Genomic DNA, 15,367 nt, shown 5'->3' on the forward strand with positions numbered 1-15,367 from the left:
TTTTTGAAAAAAAAATAAAAAAAGGTTGCAGAATTTAAAAAACGTTGTATATTTGCATCCGCAATTGAGAGATATTTAATTGTTATGGTCCGTTCGTCTAGGGGTTAGGACGCCAGGTTTTCATCCTGGTAACACGGGTTCGATTCCCGTACGGACTACAAAAGTTTTAATAAAAAACGAAAAATAAAATTATGGCAAATCATAAGTCAGCATTAAAAAGAATTAGAAGTAACGAAGCTAAGAGATTACGTAACAAATATCAGCATAAAACAACAAGAAATGCTGTTAGAGACTTACGTGCTATTGAAGATAAAACTGAAGCAGAAGGGAAATTAGGAAATGTAATTTCTATGATCGATAAATTAGCGAAGAATAATATTATTCATAAGAATAAAGCTTCTAACTTAAAATCTAAATTAACGAAGCACGTAGCTGCTATCTAAGATTTTAAATTAAAACATTTAAAAGCTCTGAAATAGTTTATTTCAGAGTTTTTTTTGTGCTCAAATTTTAAGTTTTTTATTAAAAATCGTAGTTTTTATGAGCATCTAGTCTTATAAAGATAAAAAGCAAAATGGTAAAACCCCAAAGAGAGGAACCTCCGTAGCTAAAAAAGGGTAGAGGTATACCTACTGTTGGTAACAGGCCTATAACCATACCAATATTTACAATTACATGAAAAAATAGGATAGAAGCCAAGCCATAACCATAAATTCTTCCAAATTTATTACTATGTGTCTCTGCTAAGTAAATGATTCTGTAAAGTAATAACATAAACAGAATTACAACTAAGCTACTCCCAATAAAACCCCATTCTTCGCCAACTGTGCTAAAAATATAATCTGTATGTTGTTCTGGCACAAAATCTCCTTGGGTAAGATCTCCTTTTAAAAATCCTTTGCCTTTTAAACCACCAGAACTAATTGTTAATTCAGATTGATAAGAATTGTAACCAATACCTTTATTATCGACTTTTTTACCTAATAAAATATCAAATCTATCTTTTTGATGCACGGGTAATACATTTTTATAGATGTAACCTGTACCCACAATAAAAACTCCGATAATGAGATAAACACTCAGAATTTTGTGCCAATTGAAACGGAAAAAACGTTTACCTCCTCTATAAAATAAATAAATAACAAGTAGTGTAATCAACAAAAACGATATTGTTACCACCCATTTAGAGCCAAAGAAAATAGTTAAAATAAAAAGGATAATAAAGCCAGATCCTAAAAGGATGTAATTTAAAGTTAAACCTTCTCTATTTAACACAAAAAAGAATGATAAATAAATGATAGCTGATCCTGCATCTGGTTGTAAAAAGATTAAAAAGGCAGGAAAAAATACTATTATAAAAGCTTTTATTTGATTCTTTACTAATTTAAAGTTGTATTGCCTATCACTTAATAATTTTGCCACAGCAAGAGCTGTACAAGCTTTAGCAAACTCTGAAGGCTGTAAACCCATAAAACCAAAATTAAACCAAGATTTAGCTCCATTAATTTCTTTTCCGAAAGGAAAAAGTAGAATTAAAGAGAATATGGAAATCAGATAAAGTATACTAGCATATTTTTCGTAGAATTTTGAGTTAAAAAAAAGAATAGCAATTACCAATGGCAAGCATAAACCAATCCATATTAATTGCTTTCCATACTTTGTTGTAAGGTCTAATAGTTGATGATTGTCTTCGGATTTAGAAGCTGCATAAATATTTAACCAACCAAAGCCAATTAAACCCATGTACAGAAATACTAATATCCAATCGATACCTGCAAAAATATTATTTCGTTCTTGACGCAATTTCTATCGGTTTTTGTAATTGAATATCATAAATGTCTTGTAGACTTTTATTTAACATATTTAACTCTCTGTATTTGTTTCTTGGTGATATTTCGCCATTGATGTATTTCTCAATCAATAAACTGGTTATAGGTGCTGCAATTGTAGATCCATATCCACCATTTTCAACAAAAACAGCTAAAGCTATTTTAGGATTATCTTTGGGAGCAAAAGCAACTAAAATAGAATGATCTTCTAATTGTTTTTTAACGCCTTCAATAATAACAAAGTTTTCTGCGGTTCCTGTTTTTCCGCAGATTTCGATACCTTTTACCTGGCTATATTTTCCTGTACCTGTTTTAAATACCTCGTGCATTGCTTCTACAACAGGTTCAAAATGTTTTTTATCTATAGTTGTTTTTTTTGCTTGTGTGTATTTTGGATTATCAATAAAACTAGAGTCGATCTTTTTAACAATATGTGGCGTATAAAAATATCCTCTATTTGCAATTGCTGCTGTAAAATTTGCTAATTGAATAGGTGTTGTTAAAACTTCTCCTTGACCAATTGCGTTAGATATATTTGTAGAAGCATTCCAAGAATATCGATATCTACTATCATAATATTTACCATCAGGAATTAATCCTTTTTGACCTGCAGGTAAATCGTAACCTAAATAATTACCCAATCCAAAACTAGCAACATGTCTGTGCCAATTATCTAAACCTTCTGATGGATTATTGTCTTTTTCTACAATTCTTTTATAGGTATTAGAAAAATAACTGTTACAAGATCTAGCAATTGCAGTTTTTAATTTTAGAGGTCTTCCGTAAATATCGCAATGGCATTTCATAAATTCATGAGCTCTATTACCATATCTGTAACCACCATAACAACTAAAACCTGTTTGTTCTGTAATAACATTTTCTTGTAAACCAATTAAGGCATTCATCATTTTAAAAGGAGAACCAGGAGCATAAGCAGCTAGTAAACCTCTATCATAACTTGGTTTGCTAATTGTATCGTTAAATAATGCCACAGAATTTTTAGATCGTTTTCTACCTACTAACATATTCGGATCATAGGAAGGAGCCGTAACTAAAGCTAAAATTTCTCCAGTTGCTGGTTCAATTGCGACAATCCCACCTCGTTTTCCTTTCATTAATTTTTGTGCGTAAGCTTGTAGTTCAATGTCAAGAGTAAGCATAAGATCTTTTCCGTTTTCTGGTAAAGTATCGTAAATTCCGTCTTTAAAAGAACCTGTAATTTTGTTAAAACGATTTCTATGTAAATATTTTTTTCCTTTTCTACCTCTTAAAACATCTTCATATTGTCTTTCAATACCATCTTTACCTTCTAATTCTCCTTGTTCATAATAATCGTTTTTTCTAGCTTTTTCTTCATTTACTTCACCAATATAACCCAAAACATTAGCAGCTGCTTTTATAGGATAATCTCTAATAATTCTTTTTTGGATGTAAAAGCCTCTGAATTTATGTAGTTTTTCTTGTAAAAAAGCAAAATCTTCTTTAGCCAATTGTTTTAGAAAAACGGATGGTAAATATGTAGCATATTTTTCTGCTCTTTTAAATCGTTTTAAGAAATCTTTTTTATCAATATTTAAAAGTTTACAAAATTCTAGCGTGTCTAATTCTTTTACTTGATTGGGTTGTACCATAACATCATAAGAAAGTTGATTGGCAATTAATAACTTTCCATTTCTGTCGTAAACATAGCCACGTTCTGGATAATCGTAAATAATTTTAACAGCAGCATTATGAATAGGATCATAACTTTCGTGTTTAATTATTTGCAATTGAAACAGTCTTCCAATAAAAATTAACCCAATAAGGGTGATTAAGAAATAGAGTAAAAAACTTCTTTGCATTATTCGTTCTTAGTAAAAATATAGGTACCTAAAAAATACAAAAGTAACGTAAAAATACTCGAATATATTGTGTTTAACAGTACGTTTGAATAATTATAAAAACTAAAGTTAGCTAAAGAAAAGTAAATTAGGTGATGAATAAAAGTTAAAGTTGTAACGTAATTAAAAATTTTACCAAAAGATTCTGAATTTAAGTTAAAAAAAGGAAAATCTGCAGCTACTTTTTTAAAATATAGCCTAACAAAAAACAACCTAATATAAGCTATGCATAAAATAGAAAAGGCATGAATACCACCAGAATCTGAAAAAAAGTCGATAAAAATACCTAATAAAAAACTAAGAAAAAGAAAAGCAAATCGGTTTTCTTTTAATGGATATAAAAAAACAAAAGCAATGTATATATAAGGATTTATATAGCCCAAAAACAAAATATTGTTGAGCACAAAAACCTGCAAAAAAAGCAGGAAAAAAAACAATATGGCCATGCTAAATGGTTTATTCATTCTGTGCTTCTAAATTTTTTATTTCTTCTTTATCTAAGTTTTTAATAACTTGAACATAACCAAGATTACTCATGTCATTAAAAAGTTTAACATCAACTTTATTATCTGCTGTATTCCCTTTATTGATTTTTGATATGGTTCCAATTAAAATTCCTTCAGGAAAAATTGTAGATCTTCCACCAGTTTCTATGGTGTCTCCAATTTGTAAAGGCGCTTGTCTTGGTATGTCAGAAAGCTGAACTGTATTATAGTTTAGAGCATCCCAACTTAAAGTACCAAAATAATTGCTATTTTTTAAACGTGCATTTATCTTACTATTTCTGTTTAATATAGATTGTACTCTTGCATAACCACTATTTGCGTTATCGGTAATACCAATAATTCCCTTGCTATTAATTACAGCCATTTCTTTATCTATACCTTGATTTTTTCCTTTATTAATGGTGATAAAATTAAAGGCTTTAGAAAAATTATTATTTATAATTTTTGCTGTGGTATACGTGTATTTTTGATGGTATTTTATAGTATCTAAAACGATAGAATCTATTTGATGTATGGCAACATTCTCTTTTGCTAATAAATTTTTTAAACGGGTATTTTCTTCTGCTAAAAGTTTGTTTTCTGATTTTAAACTCCAATATTCAGAAATATTTGTAGCTTGAGAATATAACCCTCCAGTTACAGTGTTAGCAGAATTTATAAACTTACTTTTATGAAAATTAAGGTTACGAAATGTTAATGTAAGTGATGTAAGTGCTAAAAATAAAAAAAAAAGAAAATATTTAAATTTCTGTAAAAAAAAGATAAGTTGCTGCATTGTTAAACCTTAAAAATGCTAATTCATTAATACATTCTTGTATTTGTTTAGTTCCTTTAATGCAATACCAGTTCCACGAACTACAGCTCTTAAAGGGTCTTCTGTAACATAAACAGGTAAATCTGTTTTTCTAGACAAACGTTTGTCTAAACCTCTTAACATAGAACCACCACCTGCTAAATAAATACCAGTATTGTAAATATCTGCAGCTAATTCTGGAGGAGTTTTAGATAAGGTTTCCATAACAGCATCTTCTATTCTTAAAATAGATTTGTCTAATGCTTTGGCTATTTCTCTAAAAGAAACTTTTACTTGTTTTGGTTTTCCACTTAATAAATCTCTACCTTGTACAAGCATTTCTTCTGGTGGCGTATCTAAATCTTCAGTAGCAGCCCCAATTGTAATTTTTATTTTTTCTGCAGTAGTTTCACCAACATGTAAGTTGTGTTGCGTACGCATATAATACATAATATCACTAGTAAATAAATCACCAGCAACTTTTACAGACTGATCGCATACAATACCTCCTAAAGCAATAACAGCAATTTCTGTTGTACCACCACCTATATCTATAATCATATTTCCTTTAGGTTCCATAATATCAATACCAACACCAATTGCAGCTGCCATTGGTTCGTAAATTAGGTAAATTTCTTTGGCATTCATATGTTTTGCAGAATCACGTACAGCACGTTTTTCTACTTCTGTAATACCAGAAGGTATACAGATTACCATTCTTAAAGCTGGTGGAAATATTTTTTTCTTAATTGATGGAATTTGCTTTACAAATTCTTTGATCATTTCTTCTGATGCTTGAAAATCTGCAATAACTCCATCTTTTAAAGGACGAATAGTTTTAATATTTTCATGGGTTTTTCCTTGCATTAAATTTGCTTCTTGACCAATTGCAATAATTTTACCAGTAATTCTATTTCTGGCAACAATAGAAGGGCTATCTATAACCACTTTACCATTGTGAATTATTAGCGTATTTGCGGTTCCTAAATCGATCGCAATATCTTCGGTCATAAAATCAAAAAAACCCATAAAATATTTTTCTTATTTTTAAGTATGTATTCTTACAAATTTACTAAATTAAATCTGTAACTCTGTTAATTTCTTAATGTTTAAAATGTCTAGTTCCGGTCATCACCATAGAAATATTGTTGTTGTTACAATAGTCTATACTTAGTTGATCTTTTATAGAACCACCTGGCTGAATTACACTTGTTATACCTGCTTTGTCTGCAATTTCTACACAGTCTGGAAAAGGAAAAAACGCATCACTTGCCATAACTGCTCCTTTTAAATCGAAACCAAAGCTAGTTGCTTTTTCAATAGCTTGTCGTAAAGCATCAACTCTACTTGTTTGTCCTGTTCCGCTTGCTAATAATTGATTGTTTTTAGTAAATACAATCGTATTCGATTTTGTATGCTTACAAATTTTAGAAGCGAATAATAAATCTTTTATTTCGCTTTCTGTTGGTTTTGTATTGGTAACATAAGTTAAATCTTCTAAAGTATCTGTTTTAGCATCTTTATCTTGTACTAATAATCCGTTTAAAGCAGTTCTTACATTCTGAACAGGTAATTCTGTAGTTTTCTGAATTAAAATAACTCTGTTTTTCTTTCCTTTTAAGATTGATAAAGCTTCATCAGAATAACTTGGTGCAATAACCACTTCACAAAATAATTTATGAATTTCTGTTGCAGTTGCTAAATCAATTTCTGTGTTAGCTATTAAAACGCCTCCAAAAGCAGAAACAGGATCACCAGCTAAAGCATCTACATAAGCTTGTTTTATTGTGCTTCTTTGTGCAAAACCACAAGCGTTGTTGTGTTTTAAAACTGCAAAAGTAGGATCTTCGCCAATAAACTCGTTCATTAAATTTACAGCAGCATCTACATCTAACAAATTGTTGTAGCTTAATTCTTTACCATGTAATTTATCGAACATTGCGTCTAAATCTCCAAAGAAATATCCTTTTTGATGTGGATTTTCTCCATATCTTAAAGTTTTAGAAATGGTTTCGCTAGCTTTAAAAACTACTTCATCTTCATTAAAATAATTAAAAATTGCAGTATCGTAATGAGAAGAAATATTAAATGATTTTGCAGCAAACTTTTTTCTTTGGGCTAAAGTAGTTTCGCCATTATTTTCTGATATAATTGATAAAAATTCATCATACTGTTCCATAGAAGAAACTGTAAAAGTATCTTTAAAGTTTTTTGCTGATGCTCTAATTAAAGAAATACCACCAATATCAATTTTTTCTACAATATCTTGTTCTGCAGCTCCAGAAGCCACAGTTTTTTCAAAAGGATATAAATCTACAATTACTAAATCTAATTGCGGAATTTCATATTCTTGCATTTCTGCAACATCACCTTCGTGATCTTGTCTATTTAAGATTCCTCCAAAAACTTTTGGATGTAAAGTTTTTACTCTTCCTCCTAAAATAGAAGGGTAAGAGGTAACATCTTCTACAGGAACTACATCTATGCCTAGTTCTTTAATAAAATTTTCTGTACCACCAGTAGAATAAATTGTTACTCCTAATTCGTTTAATTTTTGTACAATTGGTGCTAAGCCATCTTTATGAAATACAGAAATTAATGCAGATTTAATCGTTTTTGAAGTGCTCATTTTTAGTTGTATTGTTAAGCACGCAAAACTACATAAACCTTAAAGAAAACACAATAAAAGATAGTAACAAAATAGGGTAGTAATTAACAATTTGTTAATCTAGAAAATTTACTCGGCATTATCTAAAAATTCTCTAATCCAATCTCTAAATTGATAAATTAAAGATTGTTTTTTTGAAGCATAATTAGTAGATGATTTTTGTGAAGAAAAAGTAGCAGTAGTGTCTTGATTTCTCATTTTTATAGTTTGATAGTTACGAATTTGAATTATATTCATCAAATTTAAGAAAAATGATAATAAAAATCAATAAAACTAAAGAATATGTGATAATTTTTCACAAACATACTCTAAAAGCTCCTCATCTTTTGCGGAAAATGTATTTGCAGTATGAGAATCTATATCAATTTGACCTATATTTTCTCCGTTTACAAAAATAGGAATTACAATTTCAGATTTCACTTTCCAACCACAAGAAATATAATTGTCTTGTTCAGAAACATCTTGCACAACAAAATTTTGGTTACTCACAGCAACTTGTCCACAAATTCCTTTACCAAAAGGTATAATGGTGTGTTCAGTTTCTTCGCCTGTATATTGTGCTAATTTAAGTTCTTCTTTGTCTCCGTTTTTAAAATAAAAACCCACCCAATCATAATAAGAAACTTCACCTTCTAAAAAATCGCAAATGGTTTGCAGTTTTTTTTCAATAGCTGAAGCAGATGTAATTATTTTGTCGATTTCTTGTTTTAAAAAAGGTATGTTCATAATGTTATAAAATTGTCTGCAAAAATAAACCAAAAATTTCATTATTTAAGAGCTCTATTTTTTATTTATTTTTTTAAAATCACTTTAATAAAATTTTTAATTTACTTCTTGTATTTTTGCAGCATAGAAATGAAAAAATATATTACTAAAATAACTTCTATTGCTTTAGCACTCTTTGTGTTAATTTCTACATTGTCTTTTACTGTAGAAAAACATTATTGTGGAGATTTTTTAGTTGATGTATCTTTTACAGGAGAAACAGTAACTTGTGGTATGGAAATGAATTCGGTTTCCGAAACCAAAATGAAAAGCTGTTGTAAAGATGAGGTTCAAAAAGTAGAAGGGCAAGACGAATTGCAAATTCAAAAAATTGAACAATTATCTTTTGAAAAGCAACAGTTTTTAGCAGCTTACTTTTTATCATTTAAAGAATTATGGGTAAAAAAGGCATCAAATAGCGTTTTTTATAAAGATTTTTCTCCTCCAGACCTCCCAAAAGATTTTCAGGTATTGCACCAAACTTTTTTAATTTGATTTTATTGATAAGAGTCGTTTAGCCGTTTTTAAGGTTGTCAACTCTTTAAAAATGTTGTTTCTGTAATTACAGAAATTTAGAAAATTTATGTCCTTTTTTAGGATGAATTTTTACATCAAATCAATAAAAACACAATAATGAAAAAAAATATTATAAATAGTTTACTGCTATTTGTGCCTTTTCTCATCTATGCTCAAACTACTTACAAAGGGATGATTATGGATAAGAATAATCCGAAAGATAATTTGGGTGTAGAAGGTGCATCAGTGCATTGGCTTAATACAAATGTTAGTGCAATAACCAATAGTAAAGGATGGTTTACAATCGATTATAAAAAAGAATACACTAAATTGGTAATTAGTTATTTAGGTTATCATACAGATACTGTAACTGTTGAAAATTTAAAACCAATTCATCATTTTTTAACCCCAGAAAATGATTTAGAAGAGATTACAATTAAAAGCAAAAGAAACGCTGTTCAGAAATCTTTTTTATCAACCACAAATATGTTTACCGTAAATTCTGCTGAATTGTTAAAAGCTGCTTGCTGTAATTTAGCCGAAAGTTTTGAAACAAATCCGTCTATAGATTTAAGTTTTTCAGATGCTTTAACAGGTACAAAACAAATACAAATGTTGGGTTTAACAAGTCCGTATTTGTTAATTACCCAAGAAAATATACCCTCTGTAAGAGGTGCTAGTCAGGTTTTTGGGCTAACATTTACACCAGGTACTTGGGTAGAAAGTATACAAATTACAAAAGGTGCAGGTTCTGTTGTTAATGGTTTTGAAAGTATTTCTGGACAAATAAATGCAGAGTTGGTAAAACCATTTACAGATAATAAATTCTTTTTAAATGCTTATAGTTCTATAAATGGACGTCTAGAATTAAACACACATATTAATAAAAAAGTGTCTGATAAATGGAGAACAGGTTTGTATGTTCATGGTAATTATAGAGGCGAAAAGTTTGATAAAAACAATGATAATTTTTTAGATATGCCATTGTCTAATCAAATAAATGTAATGAATCGTTGGCAATTTACAGATGCAGAAAAAGGTTGGGTAAGCTTTATAAATCTTCGTTTTTTAAACGATGAAAAACAGACTGGTGAAATTAATTTTAATCCCTCTACAGATAGAGTTTATCCAGAAACTACTTTAGTTGGTAATGAGTTGTGGGGAAGCGAAATAGCCACAAAACGTTATGATTTATCTGCTAAATTGGGGTATGTTTTTCCAGAAATGCCTTTTCAAAGTATAGGTTTTCAAATGGCATATAGCAATCATCAACAAGATTCTTATTTTGGTTTAAATGTGTATGATATTCAGCATGAAAGTGTCTATTCAACAGTTATTTTTAATTCCATTATTGGCGATACTCGAAACAAATTTAAAACAGGTTTAAGTTTTGCTCACGACAATTATAGTGAGTTGGTTAATGTATCTGATTATGATAGAAAAGAAAATTCTTTAGGAGCTTTTTTTGAATATGCTTTCGATAATTTAGAAAACTTTAGTTTAACAGCTGGCTTAAGAGTAGATACGCACAATTTGTTAGGTACTTTTGTAACACCAAGATTGCATTTACGTTACGTGCCTTGGGAAAAAGGTGTATTTAGAGCTTCTGTAGGTAGAGGAAAAAGAAGTGCGAATATTTTTGCTGAAAATCAACAGTTATTTGCGAGTTCAAGACAGATTCAGATAGATAATGTTGGTGGAGAAATCTACGGATTAAATCCAGAAATTGCTTGGAATTACGGAGTTTCTTATTTGCAGAAATTCAATTTATTTGATAATAAAGGTGATATTACTTTCGATTTTTATCAAACCAATTTTCAAAATCAAGTTATTGTTGATTGGGAAAATCCGCAAGAAATTTCATTTTATAATTTAGAAGGTAACAGTATTGCAAACAGTTTTCAATTAGAGGTAAATTATAACTTGGCACCTAATTTTAATTTAAGAACGGCATATAAATATTTTGATATTTCTACGGATTATAAATCTGGTAATTTGCAAAAACCTGTTCAGCCAAAAGATCGTTTTTTTGCAAACCTTTCTTATGAAACTGAATTGACAGAAAAAGATGCACAATGGAGGTTTGATATTACTTTTAATAATATTGGTACACAGCGTTTGCCAAATACAAGTTCTAATCCAGAGCAATATCAATTACCAGAAAATTCTGAGCCTTATCAATTGTTAAATGCTCAAATTACAAAGGTGTTTAACAGTAAATTTGAAATCTATTTTGGAGCTGAAAATCTTACAAATGTTCAACAAAATAATCCTATTTTAGCTAGTGATGATCCTTTTGGGCCAAATTTTGATACAACAATGGTATTTGCACCTATTTTTGGAAGATCGATTTATGCAGGATTAAGATTTAAAATAAAGTAAATAATAAACAACAACAACAACAATAATTTAAAATATAATAAAAATGAAAAAAATAATCTTAGTATTTAGTTTGTTTTTGATTGGATTTTCGGTTCAATCTCAAGAAGTAAAAAAGAATAAAAACGCAAAAATTTCTTTTAAAGTAGATGGAGTTTGTGGTATGTGTAAAAAGCGTATAGAAACTGCAGCTTTAAAAACCAAAGGTGTAAAGTTTGCCATTTGGAGTATAGAAACACATCAATTAAACCTAATTATGGACGAGCGTAAATCTGATGTTGCTACTGTGCAAAAAAATATTTTAGAAGTTGGTCATGACATCCTTTTAGAAGAAGATAAAAAATTGGTAGCTGAAACAGAAGCATATAATTCTGTGCATCCTTGTTGTAAATACAGAGAAGATGAAATTGTTTTAGAGCATGAAGGAGAGTTGAAAAAGCAGAAAAAAAAGAATTAAAATAGTAACCCTTTCAGGTTTTAAAATCCTGAAAGGGTTAATTGAAATTAATCAATAAAAAAATCCGATAGAAATATTTCTATCGGATTTTTGTTTTAAGATTTCTCACTAAAGTCGAATTGACTATAGCCAAGAAATATAATTTATCAATGGAGATTCTCCATTACATCATTCCTGGCATTCCACCACCCATTGGAGGCATTCCACCACCTGCAGGTGCATCTTCTTTAATATCAACTAAAGCACATTCAGTAGTTAAAATCATACCAGCAACTGAGGCAGCATTTTCTAAAGCAACTCTAGTTACTTTTTTAGGGTCTATAATACCAGCTTCTAACATGTCTACATAAGTTTCTGTTTTAGCATCGTAACCAAAGTCTTTTTTACCTTCTAAAACTTTGTTGATTACTACAGAACCTTCGCCACCAGCATTTTCTACAATTGTTCTTAAAGGTGCTTCAATAGCTTTGTTTACAATTTGTACACCAGTAGTTTCGTCTAAATTATCAGTAGCTAATTTTTCTAAAACTTTTTTAGCGCGTACTAAAGCAACACCACCCCCAGCAACAATACCTTCTTCTACAGCAGCTCTTGTTGCGTGTAAAGCATCATCAACTCTGTCTTTCTTTTCTTTCATTTCTACTTCAGAAGCAGCACCTACATATAAAACTGCAACACCACCAGCTAATTTAGCCAAACGTTCTTGTAGTTTTTCTTTATCGTAATCAGAAGTAGTAGTTTCTATTTGAGCTTTAATTTGAGAAACTCTTGCTTTAATGCTATCTGCATCACCAGAACCATTTACAATTGTAGTGTTGTCTTTATCAATAGTAATTCCTTCTGCAGTTCCTAATAAATCTAAAGTTGCATTTTCTAGAGAGAATCCTCTTTCTTCAGAAATCACAGTTCCACCAGTTAAAATTGCGATATCTTCTAACATTGCTTTTCTTCTGTCTCCAAAACCAGGAGCTTTTACAGCAGCAATTTTTAATCCGCCACGTAATTTATTAACCACTAAAGTAGCTAAAGCTTGTCCATCTACATCTTCTGCAATAATTAATAAAGGTCTACCAGATTGAGAAACTGGTTCTAAAATTGGAAGAATTTCTTGTAGGTTAGAAATCTTTTTATCAAACAATAAAACATAAGGATTTTCTAAATCTGCAATCATTTTATCTGCATCAGTAACAAAGTAAGGCGATAAATAACCTCTATCAAATTGCATACCTTCTACAACATCTACATAAGTATCTGTACCTTTTGCTTCTTCTACAGTAATTACACCTTCTTTACCAACTTTATCGAAAGCAGTTGCAATTAAATCTCCAATAACAGAATCGTTATTTGCAGAAATTGAAGCTACTTGTTGAATTTTATCTGAAGAATTACCAACTTTTTGAGTTTGTTTTTCTAAATCTGCAACAATTGCTTCTACAGCTTTATCAATTCCTCTTTTTAAATCCATTGGGTTTGCACCTGCAGCAACGTTTTTTAAGCCTTCTTTTACAATTGCTTGTGCTAAAACAGTAGCAGTTGTAGTTCCATCACCAGCTAAATCGTTCGTTTTAGAAGCTACTTCTTTTACCATTTGAGCTCCCATGTTTTCTAGCTCGTCTGCTAACTCTACTTCTTTTGCTACAGAAACACCATCTTTGGTAACAGTTGGCGCACCAAAAGATTTAGAAATAATTACATTTCTTCCTTTTGGTCCTAAAGTTACTTTTACTGCATTTGCTAATGCATCAACTCCACGTTTTAAGCCATCTCTAGCTTCTATATCAAATTTTATATCTTTTGCCATTGTTTTTTATTTAAAGTTCCAAGTTTAAAATTTCGAAAAATTTACTCGGAATTAATTATTTTTTAGTTTAGTTATCAGTTTTACCATAAACTTTCTAGTTCCTTCCCTTAGGGAAGGCTAGGATGGGCATTATTTATATAATTGCCAAAATATCAGATTCACGCATCATTAAATAATCTTTACCTTCTAGTTTTAAATCAGTTCCACCATATTTACCATATAACACAGTATCACCAACTTTTACAGTTAAAGGCTCATCAACTTTACCATTTCCAACTGCAACTACAGTTCCTTTTTGAGGTTTTTCTTTTGCATTATCTGGAATTATTAATCCAGAAGCTGTTTTTGTTTCTGCTGGAGCAGGTTCTACAAGAACTCTGTCTGCTAAAGGTTTAATGTTTAAACTCATTGTTTATAAATTTTTAATTAATTAAATTATTAATAACGTTTTTAAATAGTCAGAAATTATGCCATCAAACTAAAACTGACAATTTTACTTTGATTGTTTTTTTCTTTAACTTTTGTGTAAAAAAAAATGCCAACGTGTCATTTTTACGTTGGCATTTAAATTTTGTATTGATAGTTTGTTAAATACTATCGTTAGTTGCAGGAGCATCATTCTCTACAGGTATTGTAGATTCTATACCATCTAAAGTATTGTCTAGATTAACACCATTATCTCCTGCTCTTGGAATAGCAACATTAGAAATTAGTATTAAAAAAAACATAGCTATAGCCAATGTCCATGTAGTTCTGTCTAAAAAGTTATTTGTGTTTTGTACGCCACCTAAAGATTGTGCGCCTCCACCTCCAAAAGAAGAAGATAATCCTCCACCTTTAGGGTTTTGAACCATTACTATTAAAATTAAAGCTACTGCTACAATTAAAATTAGGATTAAAAATGCTGTATAACTCATTATTTATGTTTTTGTAAAATTTGTACTCTTTTAATTTGGTCTGCAAAGAAACCACTTTTTTCTGGATATTTCAAACTTAAAATTCGGTAAGCTTGTATTGCGTTTTCATACTTTTTTTGTTCTAGATAAACTTTGGCCAAAGTCTCTGTCATTAAAGAGGAATCTTGGGTGTTTTTTGCTACAGAAATTGATACTTTTTTATCTTTAGAAAGTGGTTCTATTTTTGGATTACTCTGAATGAATTTTTCTATAATCTTTACTTTTTTAGCAATCGGTTTTGGTGTAGTTTCTTTTCTAACCACTGGTTTTTTTGTAGATAATTGCAACCATTGATTAAAAGAATGACTCTCTGAACTGTTAAATGTAATAGGTTTACCAATTTCTAATTTTTCTTCTGTTTCTTTTACTGGTTCTATAACAGTTTCTTCTATTGGTTTTTCAGTAACATCAATCTTTATTTCTTCTGATGTTGTTTCTCCTGATGTTGTTTCGTCTTTTTTAGTTGATGTTACTTCTGGCTGTTCATTTACAGATTCAATAAAAGTTTCATCAGAAATTTTATCAATTATTTTTTGATGAATTTCTTCGTTCGGATTTGTGAATTTTTTAGAAGTAATAAAATCAAACAAAATAGTTCTGTCTGTGGTATAAGCAGCCGTTATTTTTAATTCGTTGTTGTATTTAAAACTATCCTGATTTTTTAATCCTTTTAAATATAATGCTCTTGCCGATTGAAAATAGGGGTAATTGTCTATAACCGTTTTTAATTCAACAGTTTCTAATTGCTGAATTTTTTGTTTTTCGCTTATAACTTCTATGAACTTATTTTTATTCAAACTTCTTTTTTTTAATCTAA

The 15,367-nt window shown here is 29.8% G+C and carries 15 protein-coding genes and 1 tRNA gene; 5 read left to right on the forward strand and 11 right to left on the reverse strand.

What is annotated here, in order from left to right; genetic code table 11:
• Positions 1-86: 86 nt before the first annotated feature.
• A tRNA-Glu gene (locus ACWYN7_RS01170) sits at positions 87-158 on the forward strand.
• A gap of 33 nt (positions 159-191) precedes the next feature.
• Positions 192-443, forward strand: coding sequence for a 30S ribosomal protein S20 (rpsT, locus tag ACWYN7_RS01175; RefSeq protein ID WP_459484401.1), 252 nt, complete (start codon positions 192-194; stop codon positions 441-443).
• Between the two features lie 79 nt (positions 444-522).
• On the opposite strand, the gene rodA is transcribed toward rpsT, so the two are convergent.
• From rodA to ACWYN7_RS01210, 7 genes are all read right to left on the reverse strand, one after another.
• On the reverse strand, positions 523-1,803 hold the full coding sequence (gene rodA / locus ACWYN7_RS01180) for a rod shape-determining protein RodA (protein WP_462858016.1): 1,281 nt from the start codon (positions 1,801-1,803) through the stop codon (positions 523-525).
• Positions 1,784-3,670: a penicillin-binding protein 2 gene (gene mrdA, locus ACWYN7_RS01185; protein WP_462858017.1), complete on the reverse strand. Its 1,887-nt coding sequence runs from the start codon at positions 3,668-3,670 to the stop codon at positions 1,784-1,786. The genes rodA and mrdA overlap by 20 nt, the downstream gene beginning before the upstream one ends.
• A gap of 495 nt (positions 3,671-4,165) precedes the next feature.
• A complete protein-coding gene (mreC, locus tag ACWYN7_RS01190) occupies positions 4,166-4,990 on the reverse strand; it encodes a rod shape-determining protein MreC (RefSeq protein ID WP_462858018.1) in 825 nt (274 codons plus the stop codon).
• A gap of 18 nt (positions 4,991-5,008) precedes the next feature.
• Entirely contained in the window at positions 5,009-6,037 is a 1,029-nt protein-coding gene (locus ACWYN7_RS01195; RefSeq protein WP_462858019.1) for a rod shape-determining protein, read from the reverse strand.
• A gap of 73 nt (positions 6,038-6,110) precedes the next feature.
• Entirely contained in the window at positions 6,111-7,637 is a 1,527-nt protein-coding gene (gene purH / locus ACWYN7_RS01200) for a bifunctional phosphoribosylaminoimidazolecarboxamide formyltransferase/IMP cyclohydrolase (RefSeq protein ID WP_462858020.1), read from the reverse strand.
• A gap of 108 nt (positions 7,638-7,745) precedes the next feature.
• Positions 7,746-7,874 carry a hypothetical protein gene (locus ACWYN7_RS01205; protein ID WP_462858021.1) on the reverse strand — a complete coding sequence of 43 codons (129 nt, stop codon included), beginning with the start codon at positions 7,872-7,874 and terminating at the stop codon, positions 7,746-7,748.
• Between the two features lie 75 nt (positions 7,875-7,949).
• Entirely contained in the window at positions 7,950-8,402 is a 453-nt protein-coding gene (locus ACWYN7_RS01210; protein ID WP_462858022.1) for a GAF domain-containing protein, read from the reverse strand.
• Between the two features lie 129 nt (positions 8,403-8,531).
• Between ACWYN7_RS01210 and ACWYN7_RS01215 the strand changes: the two genes are divergently transcribed.
• The 3 genes from ACWYN7_RS01215 (at position 8,532) to ACWYN7_RS01225 (ending at position 11,793) form a co-directional block, all read left to right on the forward strand.
• A complete protein-coding gene (locus ACWYN7_RS01215; protein ID WP_462858023.1) occupies positions 8,532-8,936 on the forward strand; it encodes an HYC_CC_PP family protein in 405 nt (134 codons plus the stop codon).
• 138 nt (positions 8,937-9,074) lie between these two features.
• On the forward strand, positions 9,075-11,339 hold the full coding sequence (locus tag ACWYN7_RS01220) for a TonB-dependent receptor (protein ID WP_462858024.1): 2,265 nt from the start codon (positions 9,075-9,077) through the stop codon (positions 11,337-11,339).
• 43 nt (positions 11,340-11,382) lie between these two features.
• Positions 11,383-11,793 carry a heavy-metal-associated domain-containing protein gene (locus tag ACWYN7_RS01225; RefSeq protein ID WP_462858025.1) on the forward strand — a complete coding sequence of 137 codons (411 nt, stop codon included), beginning with the start codon at positions 11,383-11,385 and terminating at the stop codon, positions 11,791-11,793.
• Between the two features lie 163 nt (positions 11,794-11,956).
• On the opposite strand, the gene groL is transcribed toward ACWYN7_RS01225, so the two are convergent.
• The 4 genes from groL to ACWYN7_RS01245 all read right to left on the reverse strand — a co-directional run bounded on the left by groL (position 11,957) and on the right by ACWYN7_RS01245 (position 15,347).
• The gene (gene groL / locus ACWYN7_RS01230; protein ID WP_462858026.1) at positions 11,957-13,594 is read right to left on the reverse strand and encodes a chaperonin GroEL; all 1,638 of its coding nucleotides are present in this window, start codon (positions 13,592-13,594) and stop codon (positions 11,957-11,959) included.
• 133 nt (positions 13,595-13,727) lie between these two features.
• A complete protein-coding gene (locus ACWYN7_RS01235) occupies positions 13,728-14,003 on the reverse strand; it encodes a co-chaperone GroES (RefSeq protein ID WP_068362848.1) in 276 nt (91 codons plus the stop codon).
• A gap of 178 nt (positions 14,004-14,181) precedes the next feature.
• Positions 14,182-14,511: a preprotein translocase subunit SecG gene (gene secG, locus ACWYN7_RS01240; RefSeq protein WP_462858027.1), complete on the reverse strand. Its 330-nt coding sequence runs from the start codon at positions 14,509-14,511 to the stop codon at positions 14,182-14,184.
• Entirely contained in the window at positions 14,511-15,347 is an 837-nt protein-coding gene (locus ACWYN7_RS01245) for a hypothetical protein (protein WP_462858028.1), read from the reverse strand. Before ACWYN7_RS01245 ends, secG begins: the two co-directional genes overlap by 1 nt.
• Positions 15,348-15,367 lie beyond the last annotated feature (20 nt).

Source organism: Polaribacter sp. M10 (genome assembly GCF_054968445.1).